21 protein-coding genes and 5 pseudogenes are annotated in these 22639 nt (G+C 36.4%); 11 read left to right on the forward strand and 15 right to left on the reverse strand.

The annotated features are described in order from the left end of the window. Window positions 1-25: 25 nt before the first annotated feature. From Q5W13_RS14515 to Q5W13_RS14550, 8 genes and pseudogenes are all read right to left on the reverse strand, one after another. Window positions 26-595, reverse strand: coding sequence for an L-threonylcarbamoyladenylate synthase (locus tag Q5W13_RS14515; RefSeq protein ID WP_304443482.1), 570 nt, complete (start codon window positions 593-595; stop codon window positions 26-28). Window positions 596-604: 9 nt separating this feature from the next. Further along, complete coding sequence (locus tag Q5W13_RS14520) at window positions 605-1408, reverse strand: glycosyltransferase family 2 protein (RefSeq protein WP_368662565.1); 804 nt, start codon at window positions 1406-1408, stop codon at window positions 605-607. Between the two features lie 31 nt (window positions 1409-1439). After that, the gene (locus Q5W13_RS14525) at window positions 1440-2267 is read right to left on the reverse strand and encodes a glycosyltransferase (RefSeq protein WP_304443483.1); all 828 of its coding nucleotides are present in this window, start codon (window positions 2265-2267) and stop codon (window positions 1440-1442) included. 59 nt (window positions 2268-2326) lie between these two features. After that, on the reverse strand, window positions 2327-2461 hold the full coding sequence (locus Q5W13_RS14530; protein WP_304443484.1) for a hypothetical protein: 135 nt from the start codon (window positions 2459-2461) through the stop codon (window positions 2327-2329). Then, window positions 2461-3573: a glycosyltransferase family 4 protein gene (locus Q5W13_RS14535; RefSeq protein ID WP_304443485.1), complete on the reverse strand. Its 1113-nt coding sequence runs from the start codon at window positions 3571-3573 to the stop codon at window positions 2461-2463. Before Q5W13_RS14535 ends, Q5W13_RS14530 begins: the two co-directional genes overlap by 1 nt. A 74-nt stretch (window positions 3574-3647) precedes the next feature. Then, window positions 3648-4451 carry a glycosyltransferase gene (locus tag Q5W13_RS14540; protein WP_304443486.1) on the reverse strand — a complete coding sequence of 268 codons (804 nt, stop codon included), beginning with the start codon at window positions 4449-4451 and terminating at the stop codon, window positions 3648-3650. Window positions 4452-4608: 157 nt separating this feature from the next. Beyond that, window positions 4609-5421 carry a glycosyltransferase family 2 protein gene (locus Q5W13_RS14545; RefSeq protein WP_155594370.1) on the reverse strand — a complete coding sequence of 271 codons (813 nt, stop codon included), beginning with the start codon at window positions 5419-5421 and terminating at the stop codon, window positions 4609-4611. A 96-nt stretch (window positions 5422-5517) separates the two neighbouring features. Beyond that, window positions 5518-6332: pseudogene (locus tag Q5W13_RS14550) on the reverse strand (2,3,4,5-tetrahydropyridine-2,6-dicarboxylate N-succinyltransferase). 199 nt (window positions 6333-6531) lie between these two features. Between Q5W13_RS14550 and ruvX the strand changes: the two are divergent. The 6 genes and pseudogenes from ruvX to Q5W13_RS14580 all read left to right on the forward strand — a co-directional run bounded on the left by ruvX (window position 6532) and on the right by Q5W13_RS14580 (window position 10535). After that, a complete protein-coding gene (gene ruvX / locus Q5W13_RS14555) occupies window positions 6532-6942 on the forward strand; it encodes a Holliday junction resolvase RuvX (protein WP_155595511.1) in 411 nt (136 codons plus the stop codon). Beyond that, window positions 6943-7532: pseudogene (gene def, locus Q5W13_RS14560) on the forward strand (peptide deformylase). It abuts the gene before it with no gap. 60 nt (window positions 7533-7592) lie between these two features. Beyond that, window positions 7593-8010: pseudogene (locus Q5W13_RS14565) on the forward strand (DUF5606 family protein). A gap of 238 nt (window positions 8011-8248) precedes the next feature. After that, window positions 8249-8692, forward strand: coding sequence for a BLUF domain-containing protein (locus Q5W13_RS14570; RefSeq protein ID WP_304443487.1), 444 nt, complete (start codon window positions 8249-8251; stop codon window positions 8690-8692). 347 nt (window positions 8693-9039) lie between these two features. Continuing rightward, window positions 9040-10128 (forward strand): PAS domain-containing sensor histidine kinase, encoded by a 1089-nt coding sequence (locus Q5W13_RS14575; RefSeq protein ID WP_304443488.1) that lies wholly within the window; start codon window positions 9040-9042, stop codon window positions 10126-10128. A 20-nt stretch (window positions 10129-10148) separates the two neighbouring features. Then, on the forward strand, window positions 10149-10535 hold the full coding sequence (locus Q5W13_RS14580; RefSeq protein WP_304443489.1) for a response regulator: 387 nt from the start codon (window positions 10149-10151) through the stop codon (window positions 10533-10535). 60 nt (window positions 10536-10595) lie between these two features. Here Q5W13_RS14580 and Q5W13_RS14585 read toward each other — a convergent pair whose 3' ends face one another. From Q5W13_RS14585 to Q5W13_RS14610, 6 genes are all read right to left on the reverse strand, one after another. Further along, complete coding sequence (locus Q5W13_RS14585; protein WP_304443490.1) at window positions 10596-12212, reverse strand: beta-N-acetylhexosaminidase; 1617 nt, start codon at window positions 12210-12212, stop codon at window positions 10596-10598. 34 nt (window positions 12213-12246) lie between these two features. Beyond that, window positions 12247-12885 carry a GDSL-type esterase/lipase family protein gene (locus Q5W13_RS14590; protein ID WP_304443491.1) on the reverse strand — a complete coding sequence of 213 codons (639 nt, stop codon included), beginning with the start codon at window positions 12883-12885 and terminating at the stop codon, window positions 12247-12249. After that, on the reverse strand, window positions 12886-13527 hold the full coding sequence (locus Q5W13_RS14595) for an alpha/beta hydrolase (protein WP_304443492.1): 642 nt from the start codon (window positions 13525-13527) through the stop codon (window positions 12886-12888). Beyond that, entirely contained in the window at window positions 13461-13769 is a 309-nt protein-coding gene (locus tag Q5W13_RS14600) for a hypothetical protein (protein ID WP_304443493.1), read from the reverse strand. Before Q5W13_RS14600 ends, Q5W13_RS14595 begins: the two co-directional genes overlap by 67 nt. 16 nt (window positions 13770-13785) lie before the next feature. After that, entirely contained in the window at window positions 13786-14511 is a 726-nt protein-coding gene (locus Q5W13_RS14605; RefSeq protein WP_155594360.1) for an MIP/aquaporin family protein, read from the reverse strand. A gap of 135 nt (window positions 14512-14646) precedes the next feature. After that, window positions 14647-15099, reverse strand: a complete 453-nt coding sequence (locus tag Q5W13_RS14610; protein WP_155594359.1) for a DUF1569 domain-containing protein — start codon at window positions 15097-15099, stop codon at window positions 14647-14649. Window positions 15100-15294: 195 nt separating this feature from the next. On the opposite strand from Q5W13_RS14610, the gene Q5W13_RS14615 reads away from it, so the two are divergent. From Q5W13_RS14615 to Q5W13_RS14635, 5 genes and pseudogenes are all read left to right on the forward strand, one after another. Then, a complete protein-coding gene (locus tag Q5W13_RS14615; protein WP_304443494.1) occupies window positions 15295-15723 on the forward strand; it encodes a hypothetical protein in 429 nt (142 codons plus the stop codon). 141 nt (window positions 15724-15864) lie between these two features. After that, window positions 15865-16950: pseudogene (locus tag Q5W13_RS14620) on the forward strand (efflux RND transporter periplasmic adaptor subunit). A 25-nt stretch (window positions 16951-16975) separates the two neighbouring features. Further along, window positions 16976-20007 (forward strand): annotated as a pseudogene (locus Q5W13_RS14625) (efflux RND transporter permease subunit). Further along, window positions 19956-20180, forward strand: a complete 225-nt coding sequence (locus Q5W13_RS14630; RefSeq protein WP_304443495.1) for a hypothetical protein — start codon at window positions 19956-19958, stop codon at window positions 20178-20180. Before Q5W13_RS14625 ends, Q5W13_RS14630 begins: the two are co-directional and overlap by 52 nt. Window positions 20181-20202: 22 nt before the next feature. Next, window positions 20203-21636 carry a TolC family protein gene (locus tag Q5W13_RS14635; RefSeq protein WP_304443496.1) on the forward strand — a complete coding sequence of 478 codons (1434 nt, stop codon included), beginning with the start codon at window positions 20203-20205 and terminating at the stop codon, window positions 21634-21636. Between the two features lie 89 nt (window positions 21637-21725). On the opposite strand, the gene Q5W13_RS14640 is transcribed toward Q5W13_RS14635, so the two are convergent. Beyond that, window positions 21726-22637, reverse strand: a complete 912-nt coding sequence (locus tag Q5W13_RS14640) for an SMP-30/gluconolactonase/LRE family protein (RefSeq protein ID WP_304443497.1) — start codon at window positions 22635-22637, stop codon at window positions 21726-21728. Between the last annotated feature and the right edge of the window lie 2 nt (window positions 22638-22639).

Genomic DNA, 22639 nt, shown 5'->3' on the forward strand with positions numbered 1-22639 from the left:
ACCTAAATATGTATTTCATTATAAATTACTGCCGTATAATCTTAACTGTACCATCGTTACTCAGTTTTATAATAGCTGAAGGTACTCCGGATTTTTGTTCGGGCTGCAAATTTACCACATAGTCTACACCTTTTAAAATAACCGCGTCTATTTCATCAAAACTTTTGGGAGTTGGTTTTCCCGAAATATTAGAAGAAGTGGAAACTATAGGTTTTTTGAATTTATTGATAAGGTATCGGCAAAATTTATCCGATGCGACCCTAACACCCAAGGTATTGTCTTTGGCAACCAGATTTTTTGCAACGCCTTTAGGCTTGTCGTAAATTATAGTCGTAGGTTTTGTAGAAAGGTCTATAATATCGTAAGCCACTTCAGGGACCTCTTCAATCGTACGCTCTAACATTGCGTCATTGGCAACCAAACATATAAGGGCTTTGCTGTCTTCTCTTTGTTTTAACTCATAAACTTTTTTAACCGCGGCTTCATTAGTTGCATCACAACCAATACCCCATACGGTATCCGTAGGGTAGAGGATGAGTCCTCCATTTTGTAGTACCTCTATGCACTTGTTGATTTCTTTATTAAGATTTTGCATATAAAAAAATTAGTGCTGTTTTCTAAGGCGTTTTAGTTCTTTGTAGCGTGAATAAACTCCAAGAGCATTCAGATAACAGATGATAAGACCTTTTTTTCCATCTAGAATACCAAGCCTTAAAATGTAATGGTTTATAAATTTGTATGAAGGTCTAACAATGAAGTGATAGGCATTGGGACTATAATTTTTAGGAAGTTCTTCTATAGCCTTCATCTGACCGTACTTGACCATCTTACTTTTGTAGTCTTCGTAATTTTTATAAGAATAATGGATAAGCCTATGTTTTAAAACATCTGATTTGCCATTAACAACTAAGGTTTCATGAACAATACGATCTTTAGTAAAGTTGACTTTACTTTTCTTGAAAAGACGGTAGTTCTTATCGCTTTGCCAACCGCTGTAACGCAATTCTTCCTTTTTAAACATGAAAGTTCTGTAGAAGTAGTACGCGGAAATCTCCTCGTTGTTTGTGTTTACTGTTTCAATGACTTCCTTCCGTAATTCGGGGGTTAGCCTTTCATCAGCATCCAAAAAGAGTATCCAATCGTTTGACGCTTGTTCCATGGCATAAGCCTTCTGGTCAGTGTAGTTTTTGAATTCCCTTTGAATAAATTTCACTCCTGAATGTGCTTTTATTCGTTCTACAGTTCCATCCGTACTAAATGAATCTACAACTATAATTTCGTCTGCAAAATCTATATTTTCTAAAACGGCATCTATATGTTCAATCTCGTTATACGTAATTAATAAAGCTGTAATATTATTTGTTTTTGGCTTTTTAGCAGTCAGGTAATTTTCAATTTTTTTAAGAATGGTGTTCGCATTAAATGCTTTTTGAGCATATTCAAAACCTCTTATGGCCCATTTGCTCTCGTAGGCCGGGATTTGTTATCAGTTTCTCAACCTTATCCGCAAAAGATTCTACGTCATTTACTTTGGTTAAGTATCCTGTTTTTTCCTGTATTACAATTTCAGGATTACTACTTGTGTCAAAAGCTACGACAGGTTTTTTACAAAGTGCAGCTTCTGCTAGTACATATCCAAAGCCTTCCCATAAGGAGGAAAGAAGAAAAATATCGCCAGAAACTATAAAGTTTTTAGGCTCTTCAATAAATCCCAAGAAAAGAACATCTTCAGAAACATTCAATTCCTTTGCTTGTTGTTGTAAAGCTTCCTTTAATCGGCCTTCACCACCTATCAATAATTTAAAAGGGACTTGTCGTTTTTTAAGTTCACTAGCCAGTAGAATTAAGAACTGTTGATTTTTTTGGGCTTCTAATCTGCCTAAATTGACCAATACAACCTCATTTTTGTTAATGGAACGGTATAGGGGTTTTACCTCCTTGCTAAGAAATCCGTCTATATCAATACCGTTGTAAATCACGGTGATATTTTCTTTTGGAAACAGGGTTGGGTTATTTGATAGAACCGTATTTTTAGTAGCTTCTGAATTAGCTAAAATATGAGTTACTACGTTTTTAAAGTAATAGCGATTAAGAACAGAATCTTTAATAGGTATGGCACTACCTCTTCTGTAAATAATTTTTTCAGTACCCGCTTTTTTTGCGGCAAGTCCGGCTAATTTTAAATCACGAGAAAGATTAATGATAATGCAACCTACTTGGTGCTCTATCAGAATGTTCTTTATTTTATCGATTTTAGTATGGTTCAAGAAGCTAAGATTACCAACTTTTAGACCTATAGTAGGAACCCCTGTGCCTTTTAATCTGTTTAGAAGTTCACTTTTTTATGGGCGATAACAAGAACTTGATGCCCTTTTTTATGCATATACAGGCTGGTGTCAAAATGCCATTTTTCGCCACCGCCCCAATTTTCTACACTATTAAAGAAACAGATAGTTTTCATTAAAGCATAGATTTATAAACCTTGAATAAATTTTTTGCTACTTCTTCATCAGAAAAACGCTGTACATAGGTATAGCCTAAATCAGCTATACGTTTTCTCTCATCTGCGTTGTAATAAAGTTTTGAGAAAGCCTCTCGTAAGGCTTCTTCACTAGATGGATCTATGTAAACAGAATTAGGTCCACCTGCTTCAGGAAAACAATTTCCTTGCGAAGTAATTACAGGAGTTTTACTGAACAACGCCTCAATAATAGGTATTCCAAACCCCTCACAAAGCGAGGGATAACAAAAAATAGTTGCCATTTTATAGATGACAGCAAGCTCATTAACAGAAACATTTTTTAAAAACGAAACTTGATTTTCAAGGTTATTTTCTCTGATGTAAGAATGTATTTTTTGAGCATATTTCTTTTCACCGCCTACTAATACCAGATTATAGTCCGTACCCTTAATAGCTTTTACAATAAGTAATGCATTTTTTCGCTCTTGAAGGGTGCCTACGTTTAGTATATACTGTTCAGGTAAGCTATATTTTTCTCGAACTTTATCTTTTTCTGATTGCGGATATTCTTGCTTAAAAGCTTTGTTACAACCTTGATAAACAACTTCAATTTTGGAGTCTTCTGCTTTTAAATATTTTATAACATCTCGTTTGGTCTGTTCACTAATTGCAATTATTTTGTTCGCATTTTTTGCTGCGTGTTTCGATTTTATCGAATAAATAATTCTATCAAAAAATGAGTAATAATGAGGGTGGCTAAAGAAAATAAGATCGTGAACAGTAACAATGGTTGGTATACCTCTTGATTTTAACCCAGATGGTATTTCTCCCGAAAGGCCATGATATAGATTGATTTCATCTTTTTTAATCTGATTAGCCACAGGTCCTAAGCGCCAAATAGAAGACAATTTTTTCCAAATTCCACTTTCGGGTAATTTTATAACAATTTTGTCAAAGGAATCAAATCTTTTTTGAGATGAAACAGATGTAGTGTATAGATAAAACTGATCTATTGGGGTGAATTTCTTAAGAATTCGGATAACATCCCGTCCGTAATTACCGAGACCGGTATTGTTATGGAAAACTCTTTTTGCTTCGAAACCAATTCTCATTTTTAAGTTCTGTTTGATCGGGTAGCTAAAGTAGCGCTTTTAGGTTTATTGAGTGCTTTGCGGTGTATAGTTGATTAATCTAAACTATCCAGACCGTGAAGACATTTTATATGGTTAGCTTTTTTCTTTTGTTCTAAGAGTTCATTATTCTTTCTGACTCCTTCATCGGCATAGCTTCTTTCATGATGTAAATGATAAACAATAGCTTTGTTTTTCATCGACTTTTTATGAAGTCCGTTTTCCTTTAAGCGCCATTCTATATCGTCATCTTCGCCAACCCCCGCTCTTATGTAATCTTCGTCAAAACCATTTACAGCAACTAAGTGTTCTTTGTAAATACCCCAGTTGCAGCCTTTTAGTCCTTTTTCTTTCAATGAGAGACTTAGATTTGGAGAGTAAATAGCATCTTTAAGTTTTTCGCTGTCTGAGTTGGCAAGTGAAAAGAGATCAAGTCCGGATAGGGATTTATTTTTTAGAATTTGCATAGATTTTTTCTGGCCGAGCATTACTCGTCGTCCCCAAAGGATATAGTCTATTTCGGCTTTATCAGCATATTGTTTAGCAAAATGTTTATGAGGAACACAGTCGCCATCTATAAAAACTAAAAAATCAGAATTAGAAGCTTTAATAGAAAGATTTAGCATCATATTCTTACGAAAACCCAAATCTTCTTTTTGATTTAAGTGCTGAATAGGGAAAGGGTAGTGGTCTTTATTAGTAGTTATAAATCCTACTGTTTCAGGATTGTTGTCATCTTCGGAAACAATAACCTCAAAGTTCTTAAAACTCTGTTCGCCAAGTGCTTTAAGAATCAGTTTTAGATTCTCCAGAGCCTTGTAATATGATATGATTATGGTGAGTTTTGGTTTACCTTTCATGCCTTTTTTCCGCGAAAGGGTAAAAATAAGCATACAAATCGATCAAAAGAAAATTGTTGCTATAAATTAAGAAATATAGGGGTGTAGCTGATACCAAATATAAAAAGTGATTATTTATAATGGTCTAGTAAAGGGTAAGATAAGATATGAAAACAAACTAAGCAGCTCTTTCTAAAATTGTACTGATGGGTGCTGTTGAGGTTCTAGTTTCTGTTTCTAGAGCTTTTAGGGCCTTATAATGTTCTACTACACCACGAGCGTGAATGTAAGAAAGAACAAGTCCTTTAAAGCCGTCAAGTAAGCCAAGGCGAATTATGTAACGGTTGAAAAACTTCCAAATAGGCTTAATCACCAGTTTGGCGTAGGAAAATCTTCTGCCTTTACGAAGTGATTCAATTGCCTTCATTCTTCCGTACTTCAATATTTTTCCTTTAAAATCGGAATAATCTTTATACGAATAATGAATTAATTTAGTTTTTAAAGTACCAGATTCCCCAATAACATTAAGGGTTTCGTGTACAATTTTGTCTTTAGCAAAAGCAACCTTACTTTTTCTGAAAAGACGGTAGTTCTTATCGGTTTGGCAGCCGCTGAAAAATACCTTTTCGTCTTTGAACATGAACGTTCTGTAGAACCAAAAGGCATTTTTCTTTGTGCCACTATTAATTGTATGCTGAATTTCATTTTGAAGTTTTGGTGTCAAAACTTCATCTGCATCTAGAAAAAGAACCCAATCATTTGAAGCTTGGCGCAAGGCAAAAGACTTCTGATCAGTGAAATTTTCAAAAGGTCGTTGAATAACTTTAACCTTTGGATGATTTTCTAGATACTCAAAAGTACCGTCTGTACTGTACGAATCAACCACAATAATTTCATCTGCAAATACCATAGATTCAATACATTTTTCAATGTACCCAATCTCATTATAGGTGATTATTAATGCTGAAATTTTTTCGCTAGGGCTGTTCATAAACTGGTAAATGTATAGAGCTGTGCTTTCGATTAACAAAACTATAACTATAAAAGCTATAAAAAAGTATACAAACCAATAAAATTCCTACAAAATTTAAACAGCCACGTCATATTCACGTAAAGCATCGTTTAGAGAGGTCTTCTTATTTGTACTCTCTTTTCTTGTTCCGATGATCAAAGCGCATGGCACCTGAAACTCACCGGCTGGAAATTTCTTTGTATAACTCCTGGTATAACAACTGAACGTGCAGGAACCCTACCTTTAGTTTCAATTGGTTCATCTCCAGTAACATCTATAATTTTGGTTGATGCGGTAAGTACAACATTGGCACCTAAAACAGCTTCTTTCTCAACTCGTACACCTTCTACAACTATACATCTAGAGCCAATAAATGCATTATCTTCAATAATAACGGGGGCTGCTTGTAATGGCTCAAGTACGCCTCCAATTCCTACACCACCACTTAAGTGAACATTTTTACCTATTTGCGCACAACTTCCTACAGTTGCCCATGTATCTACCATGGTTCCTTCATCTACATAAGCTCCTATATTTACGTAGCTAGGCATTAAAATAGTACCAGCAGAAATATAAGCACCGTGACGTGCAACGGCATTAGGTACCACACGGATTCCTTTTTCTTTATAACCTCGTTTTAAAGGAATTTTATCATGATATTCAAAAATACCGGCTTCAAGTGTTTCCATTTTTTGAATAGGGAAATAAAGCACAACACCTTTCTTTACCCATTCGTTGATCTGCCAACCGTTTTCAGTTGGTTCAGCACAGCGCAATTTACCTAGGTCTAATAAGTTTATAACTTCTCTTATGGCTTCTTGAGTAGCAGCTTCTTTTAGAAGTTCTCTGTTTTCCCATGCATTTTCTATGGTCTTTCTTAACTCGGTCATTTTTCTATTCAATTATAGTGTTATGTACAGCGCCAATAGTGCGATGTATTCTAATCGTATGATTATTTTTCTGGTACAAATGATGTTTTTTGTACTCCTTCTCATTCAAGTACAAATATAAGAGTCAAATATGATTTGGGGTTTCAATTTTACGGTTATAACAATTTATAGGTTATTTTTGCAAAAAAATAAATTCGTATTGGGAAGATTGTTGGCGTTAGATTATGGAAAGAAGAGAACAGGAATTGCCATTACAGATGAGTTACAGTTAATAGCATCAGGTTTGACCACTGTCCGTACTTTTGAGCTGATAGATTTTTTGAAAGAGTACACGGAAAAGGAAAATGTACAGAAATTCATTGTTGGTGAACCGCGCCAAATGGATAACACTCCAAGTGAGTCGGAAGCTTTAATAGCACCGTTTTTAAATCGACTAAAAAAAGTTTTCCCTCATATACCTGTAGAACGTCATGATGAGCGTTTCACCTCAAAAATGGCGTTTCAGACTATGATAGATAGCGGTCTAAAAAAGAAAAAGCGAAGAGATAAAGCACTGGTAGATGAAATTAGTGCTACGATTATTCTTCAAGCCTATTTAAATAAAATTTAGATGATATTACCAATTATCGCCTATGGCGATCCCGTACTGCGAAAGGTAGGTACTGACTTACCTAAAGAGCATCCTAAGTTAAAAGAATTGATTGAAAATATGTGGGAGACCATGTATAATGCCAATGGAGTTGGTTTGGCGGCTCCCCAAATTGGACTGCCAGTGCGTCTCTTCTTGGTAGATACTACCCCTTTTTCTAAAGACGAAGACCTTTCTGAAGAAGATCAAAAGAAACTGGACGGTTTTAAAAAGGTATTCATCAATGCCTATATTGAGGAAGAAACAGGTGAAGAGTGGCCTTTTAGCGAAGGTTGTCTTAGTATACCGGACATCCACGAGGACATTAAAAGAAAAGATACCGTTACAATTACTTACGTAGACGAGAATTTTAAAGAATATACGGAAACCTATGATGGTCTTTTGGCAAGGGTTATTCAACATGAATATGACCATATTGAAGGTATTTTTTTACGGACAAACTTTCGCCCTTAAAAAAACGCTTACTTAAAAGCAGGTTGAACAACATTTCTAAGGGAAATATTAGAGCAGATTATCGTATGCGTTTTCCTAACCAGAAAAAAGGACGTTAAAGTTTAATTGTAATCCGTTGAAAAGTGCAATATTTGCGCTCCTAAAATGTAAATTTTTATATGAGTTTAGATAAGATCTTATCCATTGGAGGAAAAAGGCCTTTACAAATTGGTAACACAGACCCGTACTGGGTTTGTTGCAGAATCGCTTATTGACAAAAAACGTATTACTGTAGGTATGCGTAGCAACGTGAGCATTCTTTCTGAAATTGCAATTTATACATTAGATGAAGAGTTGCCGTTAAGAGATGTATTTTTAAAAATACAGGTAAAAGAAAAAGGTGGTAAAACCTCAGTAGCCCACAAGGCAGAAAAAATTAAGTTAGAAGAATATTTCTTTGAAATATTACCTAACTACGATGAAGATAGAGTTTATGCCAGTGATATTAAAAAAGTGATGCAATGGTATAACATTCTTCATGAGAATAATATAACGGATTTCTCTGCAGATAAAGATGGCTCTTCAGAAGAAGAATAAAGTCAACTTTTAAATGTTGTGATGAACTAGAAAACCCTCTTAATGAGGGTTTTTTTAATATTGTTTTTAAAGTCAAAAGAGCCTCAGATATACTTGATACTAAGTTTTTGTAGGATAAATCTTTATTAGTGTAAAAGAATAAACTGTACAGTGTTCGATTGCGGGTTTTTCGATATCTATTTCATGATTTAATTATTAACTTAGTAATACCAAGACAACCAAACACATACCAAATTACATGTTCTGTTTAGTATATACCTCTGTAGCGAATACTGATTTTAGCCTTAAGGAAATTCAAGAAATGCTTGGAAAAGCACGTGAATTTAATAACCAAAATAGCATTACTGGATGCTTACTTTTTTTTAAAGAAAGGTTCATACAATACATTGAAGGCGAAGAAATTGTTGTAAGAGAACTTTTTGAAAGAATTAAAAATGATAATAGACATTCTGAAGTAGTGCTTATCTCGGAAAATAGAATTCATAATAGAGAATTTCTGATTTGGCATATGGCTTTTGAACATCTAAAGTCGGAAAATAGTGATCTTCAATATCTCAAATTATTAGTGTCTACCTTTTTTGAAAGCCCAGAAAATTCATTGTCTCCAAATCCAACTTCACTAGAATTTTGGAATGCTACTAAGTTGCTGCTATCTACCAAGTATGCTAATAAAAGTGCTTAAGAACCTTTAGTTAGGTATAGTAATTACTAAATAGCTCTTTCTCCTCCTTATTAAAATATCTTCTTAGGATTGTTCATGCCCTCTACTTTTTGATTAAAGTTTAAGCTTATGCTTTCCTTTATAGTTCTAAAAACTTTAACGAACCTTTTTTAAGGTAATAAGCTTATTTAACTATTTGTTTTTTAATAGTTTAAGTGATAGTGAAGACAAGTCTTATGTTTTTCGTCTATAGGTAATTGTTATTCACCTTTAGTTTTATCCTTTACAGCTTCGTTCAACTATTTTTTTTGCTAAACAACTATAAATTAGGAGTCTAAGACCTAATTAATTTGTTAAAATAAAAAAATATGAAGAAATGCGTAACCGAAATTAATAACGAATTAAAGAGTGCTTTTTTTGAAAATGCGCATTCTCCTTTTGTTATTCTGGATGACCAAATGAATTTTGTAGACGTTAACCATGCGTCTGTAACCACAATGGGTATTACCAAAGAAAATTTTATCGGAAAAAATATATTGGATGTATTTCCGTATCTAAAAGGCACAGATCGCTATGAATCTTACAAAGATGTGCTTAATACGGGAATTCCTGTTGCGTATGATGAACTTGCTTTTGCGAAAGGTAATCTTCATTATAAGTGGACTTGTAGGGCATTTAAAGTAGGTGCATATCTTGGAATTTCTACACTGGATATTACAAATTTAAGTGACACCATAGATAAGTTAAAGAATGCGCAGAACTCTTTGGAAAGCGTTAATATCAATTTGATAAAATCTAACCGGGAATTGGAGGAGTTTTCTTATGTAGCGGCACATGATTTAAGAGCGCCACTTACAAACTTAAAAAGTCTTTTCTCAATGTTTTTAAAGGCAGGACCAGTAAGTGATGAAGTAGCACCTATAGTAGATAGTATGCAAAAGGTAACTAAAGTAATGTGCGATAAGATTACAGCTCTAAATAAAGTAATTGCAATGAAGTCTACTTTTAATGGTGTTCGTGAAGATGTAGTTTTTTCAGAGGTAGTAGCGAAGGTAAAAGCAGGCCTTTCTGACGATATTATTAAAAGTAGAACCATTATTAAAGAAGATTTTTCTGGTTGTTCAGTTATTAAGTATAGCCCTATTCATATGGAGAGTATAATACAGAATCTCATGTCTAACTCTCTTAAGTACAGGCACCCAAAAAGGAAACCAATCATTAAGATATCAACCAAAGAAGTTAATGGTAGAATGCAATTGATTTTTAAGGATAATGGATTAGGCTTTGATAAAAGTGTGTCCAATAAGGTTTTCGGATTGTTTAAAAGAATGCATACGCATGTAGAAGGCCTTGGAATCGGTTTATATATTATTCACTTAATAGTTACTGAAAGTGGTGGTAAAATTGAAGTAGAGAGTCAAGTAAATAAGGGAACCGAATTTAAGATTCAATTTTAGAAATAACAAAATCAACCAAAATGATAGATATACTAATTATTGAAGATGACGAAGTAACCAACTTTATATCAAAAACTAAGCTTAACAGTCTTGGTTTTCAGAATATATCCGTTGTAACAAATGGTCAATTGGGAATAAACTATTTAAAGGAAAATGACTGTCCAGATTTAATATTACTTGATATAAATATGCCCATTTTAGACGGTTGGGAATTTTTGGAAGCTAAAAATAACATGGGGCTGTGTCCAGATATTCCCATAGTAATTACTACTTCTTCAGGAAGACCAGAAGATAGATCTAAGGCATCCGTTTTTAAAGAAATTATCACCTATTTAGAGAAACCAGTAGATTTCGATGATTTGCGTTCATTGCTTCAGAAATTGGTGGAAAAAAAGCTTGAATGTTAAGTTGTAAAAGTTCCAATTTCAGATTCATTTTACTGAATGCTTCAATTGGAACTTAATGTATCAATCTTTCTGAATTTCTTTGTAAGTGTATTTACTTTTTTTCCAATCTATTAATGGTGATGGATAGTATTTTACGTTCATTCGGTCTAGGAATGGCGCTTGATTGGCTAAACGGACTTTATATTTCTCCCAATCTCTGTTTTCTGGTGTAGACCAATTGAGTTCGGCATAACCTATAGCACGTGGGAAGGCAAGATATTCCAGTTCATCAATATTACTAATGGTTTCAGACCAAAGTGGCGCCTCAATACCTAAGATGTTTTCTAAGGGAATACCTTCGTAGGTTTCAGGTGACCAAACATAAGCTGTATCCGTTGGTATGTATCCTGCCCAATGCAGACCGTGTTTTGAAAGGGTGTCGTACTCCATGTCTAAATAAGCTTTCTTTGCTGGAGACATAATAATTTTCATTCCTTTTTTTACAGCTAGGTCAGCATTCTTCTTACTGGACCAAAATTGCGATACGGAAGAAGAATCAATATCTGCAGTAGCAACTTCGTCCCATCCGATCATTCGCTTGCCATACTTTTGAACTATTTTTTCTACTTTCTCAACAAAATAGATATAGTCTTTCTTTTTGGTAACATGGCTTTCGTCTCCACCTATATGAAAATAAGGTCCTGGGGTAATAGCAGATATCTCTCTAACAACATCATCTATAAAGGCATAAGTAGTATCTTTTCTTGTGTCAAAAGTGCTGAAACCAACTCGCATTCCGGTGTATAGTTTTACTTTTTTACCATTTCCATTTAAGAAAGGATACGCAACAGATGCTGCGTTCGTGTGCCCTAAGATATCTATTTCCGGTACGACCATCATGTGGCGTTCAGCTGCATAATTCACAATATCCGTATACTCTTCTTGAGTATAAAAACCACCAGATTTTCCGCCAACTTCGGTACTGCCGCCAATTTCAGTAAGTTTTGGCCAAGACTTAATTTCTATTCGCCAGCCTTGATCATCCGATAGGTGTAAATGAAGCACATTGTATTTGTAATAGGCTAGAACGTCTATATATTTCTTTACATCTTCTACGCTAAAGAAATGGCGAGCCACATCTAGCATGCTTCCACGGTACTCAAAAACGGGGTTGTCAATAATCTTACCTGTTGGTATGTTCCAAACCTTATAGGCCGCAACAGTATCGTTAGGTATTTCGGGAATAATCTGGCGGATAGTCTGCACCCCTCTAAAAGCACCTGCTGCAGTATTTGAGTTCAGAATAATAGAATCTTTGGTAATGTAAAGTTGATAAGCTTCAGGAGCGTTTAATTCTAAGCTATCAGATTGATTGATATAAATTACACCTTCGCGTTCAGGAGTTTGTTGAGCGTTCACAGAAATGTCCAATGAGGTCTTAGCGTGAATTTTTTCCGAGAGAAATTTTCCCACTTCAGGAAAACCATCAGCATTTTCAGAAGTGTAGATGGCCGTAAATTTATCTAGCGCAAAACCTGAATTTGTAGGAATGACCTTCATAGGAAGTGGAATTAAGTTTTCCATGGCCAAATCCGTTTGCGGTAGATTCAAGACGCGTTTCTTCTTCTCAGATTCGCAAGAGCATAAGGCTACAAAAATGCAGGTGATAAACAACGCTTTGATTAAGTTAGATTTCATCTTTGATGTTTTATTGTTTGGGATAATTTTGTTGCTAATTGACGTAATTTTTTAATGTAGAGTACCATATTTCGTATCCTTTTGCATTCATATGTAGACCGTCTTCTACAAAAATATCTTGCTTTACCTTTCTTCCGTCAAGCATAGGTTTCCAGATATCAACATATTTTAACCGTCCGTCCGTTAGGGTCATTTTATCCATCTTGCGGTTTAGTTTTTTATACTTTCTTCTCAGTTTCCATCTAGAAATACTTGGTTTGGCAGAGATAAGCACAATTTCTGTCTGCGGATTGTCCTTAAAAATAAGGTCACGTATTTCAGCAATAGTACTGATGATTTCGTTGGGTCTTTTTTTACTTTGGATATCATTATCACCCTCGTAAATAAAGACTTTTTTAGGCTTGTAACGTAGAATAAGGTCATTGGTAAACTGAAGTAAATCTAAAGCCTGTGAACCACCAAATCCCGAATTTATGACTTGGTGATCAGGAAAGCGCTCTTGTAAATCTTTCCATACACGAATACTAGAACTACCTGTAAAGACAATACTTTCTTTTGAAGCGTCATAAAGGGTGTCATATTTTTGACCAATAGCCTTTACTTCATCTGTAAACCCACTTTGTGCGTTTGAGATAAAGCTGACGAGAAAGAAGATGATAAAATATATTTTCATTTATTCAGATTTTGAAGTTGAGGTAATTCCTTGTGCAACCGACCAATCATAAAAGCGTTGAACCCAATTATCCGCAGGTAGATCTTGTTTTTTCATTCCAAAACCGTGACCGCCTTTGGCATACATATGTAACTCAGGTGTATGACCTGCCTTCATCCAAGAATTATAAATTTCAATACTACCCGGAGCTAGACCTAGAGGGTCATCACTAGCACAAATTACTAATAATTCTGGCGCATTTTCTGGAGCTTCTTGTACAGGATAAGCACTAGTCCAAGCATACACTGGAACAATAAAATTAGGACGGTCTTTTTCTTTGTAGTTATAAGCTACCCCCATAGTTACGGCACCTCCAGCAGAAAAGCCCATAAAGCCTATTTTGTTTGGGTCTAATTGATATTTTTCTGCGTTTACTCTAACATAAGAAATAGCCGAAAGTCCATCAGCAACAGACAATGGTAAAACGGGGGCAACTCTTTCGCCTATTCGCGCAGGGTTGGTTTGTCCTTCATCACTAACTTCTTGCACCGCATCTTCACCAGTTGGTACAAGACGGTACTTTAAAACGAATGCCGTTATTCCCTTATCTGCAAGCCATTTGGCAACGTCTCTTCCTTCGCTATTAATACTATGTGCGTACAAAGCACCACCATAGGGGCTATTATAACAGAAGTACCATTGGGGTTTTTAGGTTGAAAAACCTGTAGAGTGGGAACAGATACATTAGTGACTACTTCTGTATTCCAAATATCTGAGAAGTATTGTTTTTCTTCATGTGTCCATTTTACGGTCTTACTTTTTTCATAGGGTATTTCTATAAATTCTTGGGCTTGACCAATTTGGACAATCAGAAAGAAAATAAATACAAAGCTTAATTTTTTCATGAATATATAGTATTACTTAAACAGAAACAGCAAGATAAGCCAAAGCGGCTACAAACCCACCAAATAAAGGACCCGCAATAGGAATCCACGCATAGCTCCAATCACTACTTCCCTTTCCTTTTAAGGGTAAGATGGCATGCAGTAATCGGGGGCCAAAATCTCGTGCCGGATTAATAGCATAACCTGTTGGTCCTCCTAAACCAAAACCTATACCCATTACTAATAAAGCTACAGGAAGTGCATCTAAGGAGCCAAGTGATATAGCTTCCTCTCCAAATGTACCACCAGCAATAAAGAATACACCAAACACTAAAGTAAAGGCACCAATAGCCTCTGTCATAAAATTCCAAAAAGGACTCCTAATGGCCGGAGCAGTGCAAAAGGTAGCTAAAATAGCTCCTTGGTCTTCAGTAGCATCATAATGTTTCTTATAAGTAAGCCAAACCATAAAGTTACCCATCATAGCACCTAAAACTTGAGCTAACATATAACCCGGGACTAATCCCCAACTGAATTTTCCTGCCGTTGCCAATGCAAGGGTTACTGCTGGGTTTAAATGGGCATGGCTAACATCTGCACTTACGTAAACTCCTATAAAGACAGCTATACCCCATGCTAATGAAATACCTGTCCAACCGGTATCAGGACCCTTGGTTCCTTTTAATACCAGATTAGCAACAACACCATTGCCAATAAGTATAAGCAAGGCTGTTCCAATAAATTCATAGAGGTAAACGATCATAGTTAAGTTATTTTAGTTGGTTAAAAGATAATGAAAAAACAAAATTTCCTGACTGTTGAGCATACAGGATATTATTGAAATAAGGTCATCAAAAGTCTAATAGATTGATTTTGATAGGCTTCTCTTAAATGGAAATCAAACATTAAATTGTTGCAAGTGGTGATCTAAGTGCTTGTAGAAAAGAACGTTCCATTCTTGAGATGTAAGTGGTCCAAAAGCATGAGATTCTTTGTTTTGGAAATGTGCGGCACCCAATTGCTGAGTCTTTTCCAGATGAGCAACAAGTTTTTGTTTTTCTGCTTCAAAATCCCGCTCATCGGTTATTAGAAACTCAGGAGCGGTGCGGATATTTCTTTTATAAGGTTTAGGCCCAACAACCATTTTTTTGGCAATTAGTTTAATCATAAACTTCTTGAAACCTGTGGGCTTAGGATATTTGTCCGTATAGGTCATGTCGTAAGCAACGTTGCAATGAGCCATCATCTGGCCTACACTCATTCTTCCCCATAAATTAGTGCTTTCTGAGTTGAGCTTATTAATGCGCGAAACCAGTTCGCTTACATCGGTTTGGTCAAATACATTTTTCATGTCGCCTAGGGTTTTAAAGAAGGCCTTAGTCTTAAAGACCTGACGGAAAGATATTAAAAAAATGAACCTTTTTGTTCTCTTTTGTTTGATATATTCAGGCTAGAATAGCAATTTGAAAAAAAATAAGGGAGTTAACAAACATTTAAGATGATACTGTTTGTGCACATTAAAGGTGTGCATTAGTTTTGCAGCCAGATGAAAAAAAGCTTCTCAAAATATTTTTTATCTCTAAGTATACTTATTCTAGGCGTTTGCGGTCAATTGACTGCAAATACAGCTTATAGCACTGTCACAGATATAAGTATAGAGCATCAATCGGAAGGAAATAGTACCAGCGTTGAGCCCGAACAGTATATTCCATCAGGTTTAAGATCATCTACTTCTGAAAAACAACGCAACAGTAAAATTGAAATTACTGACGAACAGGAGGAAGAGGAGGAAAGCGAACCAACAGTATCCGAAAAAAAGTTAAAAGAGTATACCTCTTTACATTTGCTTTCTACATTTTACCAATCAGGTTACTTTTTTCACCTGATTAAAAATCAATTTACTTTTTATCAGCATATTACTTACCTGTCTACTTATAAGACACTTCATCTTATGTTCAGCGTTCTACAGCTGTGATTTAAGGCTACGTTCGACATATACTACTGTCGGGCTTTTCTTTTTTAGTGCCATGCGGAAAATAAGGCACCTTAAAAAATCACCTTAATGATGTTCTAAGAGCATCTACATAAACCATTATCTAAACTAAAATATTAAGTTATGAGAAGAATCTTCATGCTCATGAGCTTGTCTGTGTTGTTATTTCACTCAAGTTGTAAATCAGAAAAAAAACACAAAGAAGCAGAAACAAAGTTTCTAGTTACCAGTCCTTTAAAAAAAGATACTGTTGTTACCAACGAATATGTTTGTCAAATACAATCTATTCAGCACATAGAATTACGATCACAAGAAAGAGGTTTTTTACAAAAAGTATTTGTAGATGAAGGCCAGTTTGTAAAGAAGGGGCAATTACTTTTTCAAATTATGCCCAAGCTTTATCAAGCGGAACAACAAAAGGCAAAAGCAGAAGCTGAAGTAGCTAATATTGAATACCTAAACACAAAATCGCTAGCAGATAGTGATGTTGTTTCTCAGAATGAGTTGGCAATGGATAAGGCTAAGCTAGATAAAGCGAATGCAGAGTTGGCCTTAGCACAAGTGCATTTAGGATTTACAGAGATACGAGCTCCTTTTGATGGAATAATTGACCGTTTTCTTGTGAGACCATAAGGTAGTCTTGTGGAAGAAGGGGAGTTACTTACCAGTCTATCCGATAATAGTAAAATGTGGGTGTACTTTAATGTATCCGAACCTGAATATTTAGATTACAAGACAAATCTAAAAGATGATACCAAGGCCAAAGTAAATTTATTGATGGCCAATAATAAGCAATTTGAACATTCTGGTATAGTTGAAACTATAGAGGCAGATTTCAACAATGAGACCGGTAACATTCCGTTTAGAGCAACTTTCAATAATCCAGATGGCTTACTTAGACATGGGGAAACAGGTAACGTTTTAATGCCTGTACCATTAGTAGACGCATTAATTATCCCTCAGAAAGCCACCTTTGAAGTGCTTGATAAGAAATATGTTTTTGTAGTTGATGATGAAAATAAAGTATCCTCTAGAGAGATTACTATATCTGCGGATATGGAAGATCTTTACGCGGTAAGCGAAGGATTGAAAGAAGGCGACAAAATCTTGCTAGAAGGTTTGCGTAAGGTTAGGGATAACGATGAGATATCCTTTGAGTTTGAAAACCCCAATGAGGTTATCGCTCATTTAGAACTGTACTCAGAATAATCTAACGTAAAAAAATAGCAAGAATATGTTTAATAAATTTATAGAAAGACCAGTGCTATCCATCGTGATATCACTGTTCATAGTGTTCTTGGGCATGCTTGCCATCAAGACACTACCCATATCGCAATTCCCTTCTATTGCACCACCAAGGGTAAATGTAAGTATTGCTTACCCGGGTGCCAGTGCAGAGGTATTGGTTAATTCGGTGTTGATTCCTATGGAGAAATCCATTAACGGAACGCCCGGAATGAAATATATGACTTCTGATGCTACTAGTGCAGGTGAAGCTACTATTCAGGTTATTTTTGACTTGGGTGTAGATCCTAATAAGGCGGTAGTTAGTGTAAAAAACCGTATAGAACAGGTTACCAGTAGACTACCTGAACTGGTACAACGAGAGGGTATTATTATTTCTAAGGCACAGCCCAACATGTTAATGTATGTAAACCTTTATAGTGAGGATGAGCATGCAGATGAAAAATTTCTTTACAACTATGCTAACGTAAATATCCTACCGGAATTAAAACGGATCAAGGGTATTGGGATGGCAAAAATATTAGGTAGCCGTCAATACGCTATGAGGGTTTGGTTGAAGCCGGACAGAATGCGTGCTTATAACGTATCCACCGAAGAAGTGATGGAAGCTCTACAAGAACAGAGTATCATTGGTTCTCCCAGTAGGTTGGGCCGTAGTTCTGGTAAGCGCTCGCAATCACTAGAGTACGTGTTGACTTATGAAGGACGGTATAATGAACCAAAACAGTATCAGGACATTATAATTAAATCGAATCCCGATGGCGAGATTTTATACTTAAAAGATGTTGCCGATGTTAATTTAGGGAGTGAATTTTACGATATCTATTCCAACTTAGATGGGCATCCTTCTGCTGCAATTACGTTAAAACAAACAGCGGGTAGTAACGCGAACGATGTAATTAAAGCGGTTAAAGAAAAATTAGAGGAGATAAAAGGCGATAATTTCCCCAAAGGGATGAACTATGAAATCAGTTATGATGTTTCTAGTTTCTTAAATGCATCCATAGAAAAAGTAGTACACACACTTGGTGAAGCTTTTATATTGGTAGCTTTAGTAGTGTTTATCTTCTTGGGCGATTGGCGTTCAACCTTAATCCCAACTATCGCGGTACCGGTTTCATTAATTGGGGCCTTTTTCTTTATGCAGATATTTGGGCTGACGATTAACCTTATTACGCTTTTTGCATTGGTTCTTGCCATTGGTATCGTGGTGGATAACGCCATTGTGGTGGTAGAGGCCGTTCACGTAAAGATGGAGGAGGATAATCTCTCGCCATTTAAGGCATCAAAAATGGTGGTTCACGAAATTAGTGGAGCCATTATTGCCATAACCTTGGTAATGACAGCGGTGTTTATTCCAGTGTCGTTTATGTCGGGTCCGGTTGGGGTTTTCTACAGACAGTTTGCAATAACAATGGCAACTTCTATTGTTATTTCTGGGATTGTAGCTTTAACGCTTACACCGGTGCTTTGTGCCATGATATTGAAAAACAACCATGGTGTAGCGAGAAAGAGAACCCTGCTAAATAGATTTTTAGATGGATTTAATAATAAGTTCGAAAAAGTAACGGGCAAGTATACCAACTTTCTTAAGGTTATAGTAAACAGGCGATCGGTAACTTTTGGTCTATTGATTGCTTTTTGTGTGGGTATATTTTTTACAAGTAAAACATTGCCAACAGGATTTATTCCTAACGAAGATCAAGGAATGATCTATGCTATTTTGCAAACTCCTCCAGGATCTACTTTAGAGCGTACAAACGAAGTATCTCGTAAACTACAGATGATTGCAGAAGAGATACCAGGTATTAAATCGGTTTCTGCATTGGCGGGTTATGAAGTATTGACGGAAGGTCGTGGTTCAAACGCGGGTACCTGTCTTATTAACTTGGAGAACTGGTCTGATCGTGAAATGTCATCGGTAGAAATTATAGAAGAGCTAGAAGAAAAGGCGAAAGACACATGGGAGCTACCATCGAATTTTTTCAACCACCAGCAGTACCGGGTTATGGAGCAGCAGGCGGATTTGCTTTGCGTCTGTTAGATAAAACAAACTCTAGCGATTATAAGGCTTTTGAAAAAGTAAACGATGATTTCATGGCTGCACTTAGAGAGCGTAAAGAATTGTCCGGTCTGTTTACCTTCTTTGCTGCAAACTATCCGCAGTATGAACTAAAAATAGATAATAAATTGGCCATGCAGAAGGGCGTTTCTATTGCCAAGGCAATGGACAATTTGTCTATTCTTATCGGTAGTACCTACGAACAAGGTTTTGTACGTTTTGGTAGTTTCTTTAAAGTATATGTTCAGGCATCTCCGGAGTTTAGAAAATTACCGGCAGATGTTATGAAAATGTACGTGAAGAATGACCATGATGAAATGGTACCTTATTCGGCTTTTATGAAAATGGAGAAAAAGCAGGGTCTTAATGAGATTACTCGTTATAACCTGTATACAACTTCTTCTATAAATGGTTCACCTGCTCCAGGATTTAGTAGTGGTGAAGCCATTGAAGCTATACAGCAAGTTGCGGAAGAAGTTTTGCCAAGGGGTTATGGTATTGACTGGGCAGGACTTTCAAAAGATGAGGTAGGTCGTGGTAACGAAGTCTTGTACATTTTCTTGATCGTATTGGCCTTTGTGTACATGATTCTGGCAGCGCAGTATGAGAGTTTCTTATTACCGCTTGCGGTTATTCTTTCCTTACCGGCCGGTGTTTTTGGGTCGTTTATACTATTAAAAGTTATGGGACTTTCCAACAACATTTATGCGCAGGTAGGTTTGGTAATGCTGGTTGGTCTGCTGGGTAAAAATGCGGTACTGATCGTAGAGTTTGCGGTTCAGAAACATCAGCAAGGTTTATCCGTTTTCGATGCTGCTATTGCTGGGGCCAAAGAGCGTTTCCGTCCAATTTTAATGACTTCTTTCGCTTTTGTTGCAGGTCTTATTCCATTAGTGTTTGCAACCGGATGGGTGCAATTGGTAACCGTACCATTGGTACAGCTGCTGCTGGTGGTATGATTGTAGGTACTATTTTCGGTGTAATCGTTGTTCCCGGGCTTTACTATCTGTTTGGAACAATTGCAGCTAAACGAAAACTGATCAAGTTTGAAGATGAGAATCCATTGTCGGAAGATTATGTACACAATGATCCACAACATCCATTGATGGCCGAGTCTATAGCGGATAAATAAACCACTAACGAAATTCAGAAAAATGTATAAAAGAATAATATATATGGGTTTGGGTATAGCATGTCTATCCCTGACGTTTACATCATGTAAAAGCCCAGCCGCACTGCAAAGAACGGCCAATACCACAACGCCGGATACTTATAACGGTTCGCATGACTCTACCAATACAGGTACCATTGCTTGGCGAGAGTATTTTAAGGACCCCAATTTGCGTATGCTTATAGATACGGCTTTGGGCAATAACCAAGAGCTGAATATAGTCTTGCAAGAAATTGCGATTGCTAAAAGTGAGGTAAGGGAGAAGAAAGGGGAGTACCTCCCCTTTGTGGGCTTACGAGCAGGTGCTGGATTGGAAAAAGTTGGAAGATATACTAGTCAAGGTGCCAGTGATGCAAATACGGACATACGGCCTGGAGAAGAATTTCCTGAGCCGTTGGGTGATTTCTTAGTTGCTGCTGAAATTGATTGGGAAGTAGATATTTGGCATAAATTGAGAAATGCTAAAAAAGCTGCGGTTACCCGTTACCTTTCTTCTATTGAAGGTCGAAATTTTATGGTGACCAATCTAATTGCTGAGATAGCAAATTCATATTATGAGTTGTTGGCTTTGGACAATGAACTGGCTATTATTAAGCAAAACATAGGTATTCAGAGCAATGCTTTAGAAATTGTAAAACTTCAAAAGGCTGCTGCCAAAGTAAATGAGTTGGCGGTAAAGAAGTTTGAAGCTGAGGTTTTTCATACTAAAAGTTTACAGTTCGAAATACAACAAGAAGTTGTGCAGACGGAGAATAAAATCAACTTTTTGCTAGGTCGTTATCCGCAACATATTGAACGAGACCATCAAGGTTTTGAAGACTTAGTTCCAGAAACGGTGCATTTGGGTCTGCCATCTCAGTTATTAGCTAATCGCCCTGATATCAAAGAAGCAGAACTTGATTTGGTAGCTGCAAAATTAGATGTAAAAGTAGCCAAGGCGCGTTTCTATCCTTCTTTGGGTATTTCTGCAGGAATTGGTTTTCAGTCTTTTAACGCAAAATATTTGCTAGAAACACCAGAGTCGCTTCTCTATTCCCTAGTCGGGGATTTAACTGCTCCGTTGATTAATAGAAATGCGATTAAGGCAGTATACTATGGAGCTAGTGCCAAGCAATTGCAGGCAGTCTACAATTATGAGCAGACTATTTTGAATGCTTATGTTGAGGTAGCTAATCAACTGGCGAAAATTGATAATTTGGAAAAAAGTTATGATTTAAGGTCGAAAGAGGTTGATGCCCTAACGGCTTCGATAGATATATCAAACCGACTGTTTAAATCAGCCAGAGCAGATTATATGGAGGTTTTACTAACGCAACGTGATGCACTAGAAGCAAAAGTTGAGCTTATTGAAACCAAACAAAAACAGATGAGCGCTGTGGTTAATGTATACCGTGCTTTAGGTGGCGGATGGAATTAATTCTTGCTTATTAATACATAAATCCACTTCAATTGAAAAAGCCATTTCACATCATTGTGAAATGGCTTTTTTTCGTTTTAAGAATAATACTATCGCACCCCGTTTACATTCATTTCTAAAGTATAGGCAGAGTCCATAGCGGTAATGAAAAGTGTTTTCTGGTCGGGTCCACCAAAAGTTACATTGGCAGTCCAATTTTCGGGAACATCTATATGTTCTATTTGTTCTCCTTTGGAATTGAAAACGGTAACACCCTTACCCGTTAAATATAGATTACCCAGATTATCCAACGTCATACCATCAGAACCCATATCCGTAAACAACTTTTTGTTAGATAGGTTTCCATTAGCATCAACAGTATAAACAAAAGTCTTTTTAGCTCCTATATCCGAAATGTAAAGCATTTTGCCATCTGGAGAGCCAATAATGCCGTTAGGTTGTTCAAAATCCTCTGCAACTATCTTTGGAATGGAACTTCCTTTTGAGAGGTAATATACTCTTCGGGCAGATTGTTCTGGTTCTGAATGTTCCCACCAAGGTCTTTTGTAGAATGGATCGGTAAAATAAATTCCTCCAGCTAAATCTACCCAAAGATCATTGGGGCCATTTAGTTTTTTTCCATCGTAGTCGCCTATTAAAACGGTTACATTTTTATCGGGAGCAATGCTCCATAGTTCATTTTTTTCATCTGCAGCAGCTAAAAGGTTGCCGTCATGGTCAAAATAGAGTCCGTTGGCACGCCCGGACGGCTTCATGTAGTCAGAAACTGTATTGGTGGCCGCATCCCATTTTACGATACGGTCATTGGGTTGGTCCGTAAAATAGATATAGCCATTTTTGTCTACAGCAGGGCCTTCCGTAAACTCATATTCATCTGAAACCAAAGTTAGTTTGGCATCTTTGGCAATAATTCCTTTGGAAATGTTTTTTTGGGATTTACATGACGAAAGCCCTAAAATAATAAGAGCTGACAAGAAAAAAGTGAGTTGATTTTTTTTCATGT

It is taken from the genome of Zobellia laminariae, assembly GCF_030553095.1.
Taxonomy (GTDB): Bacteria; Bacteroidota; Bacteroidia; order Flavobacteriales; family Flavobacteriaceae; genus Zobellia; species Zobellia laminariae.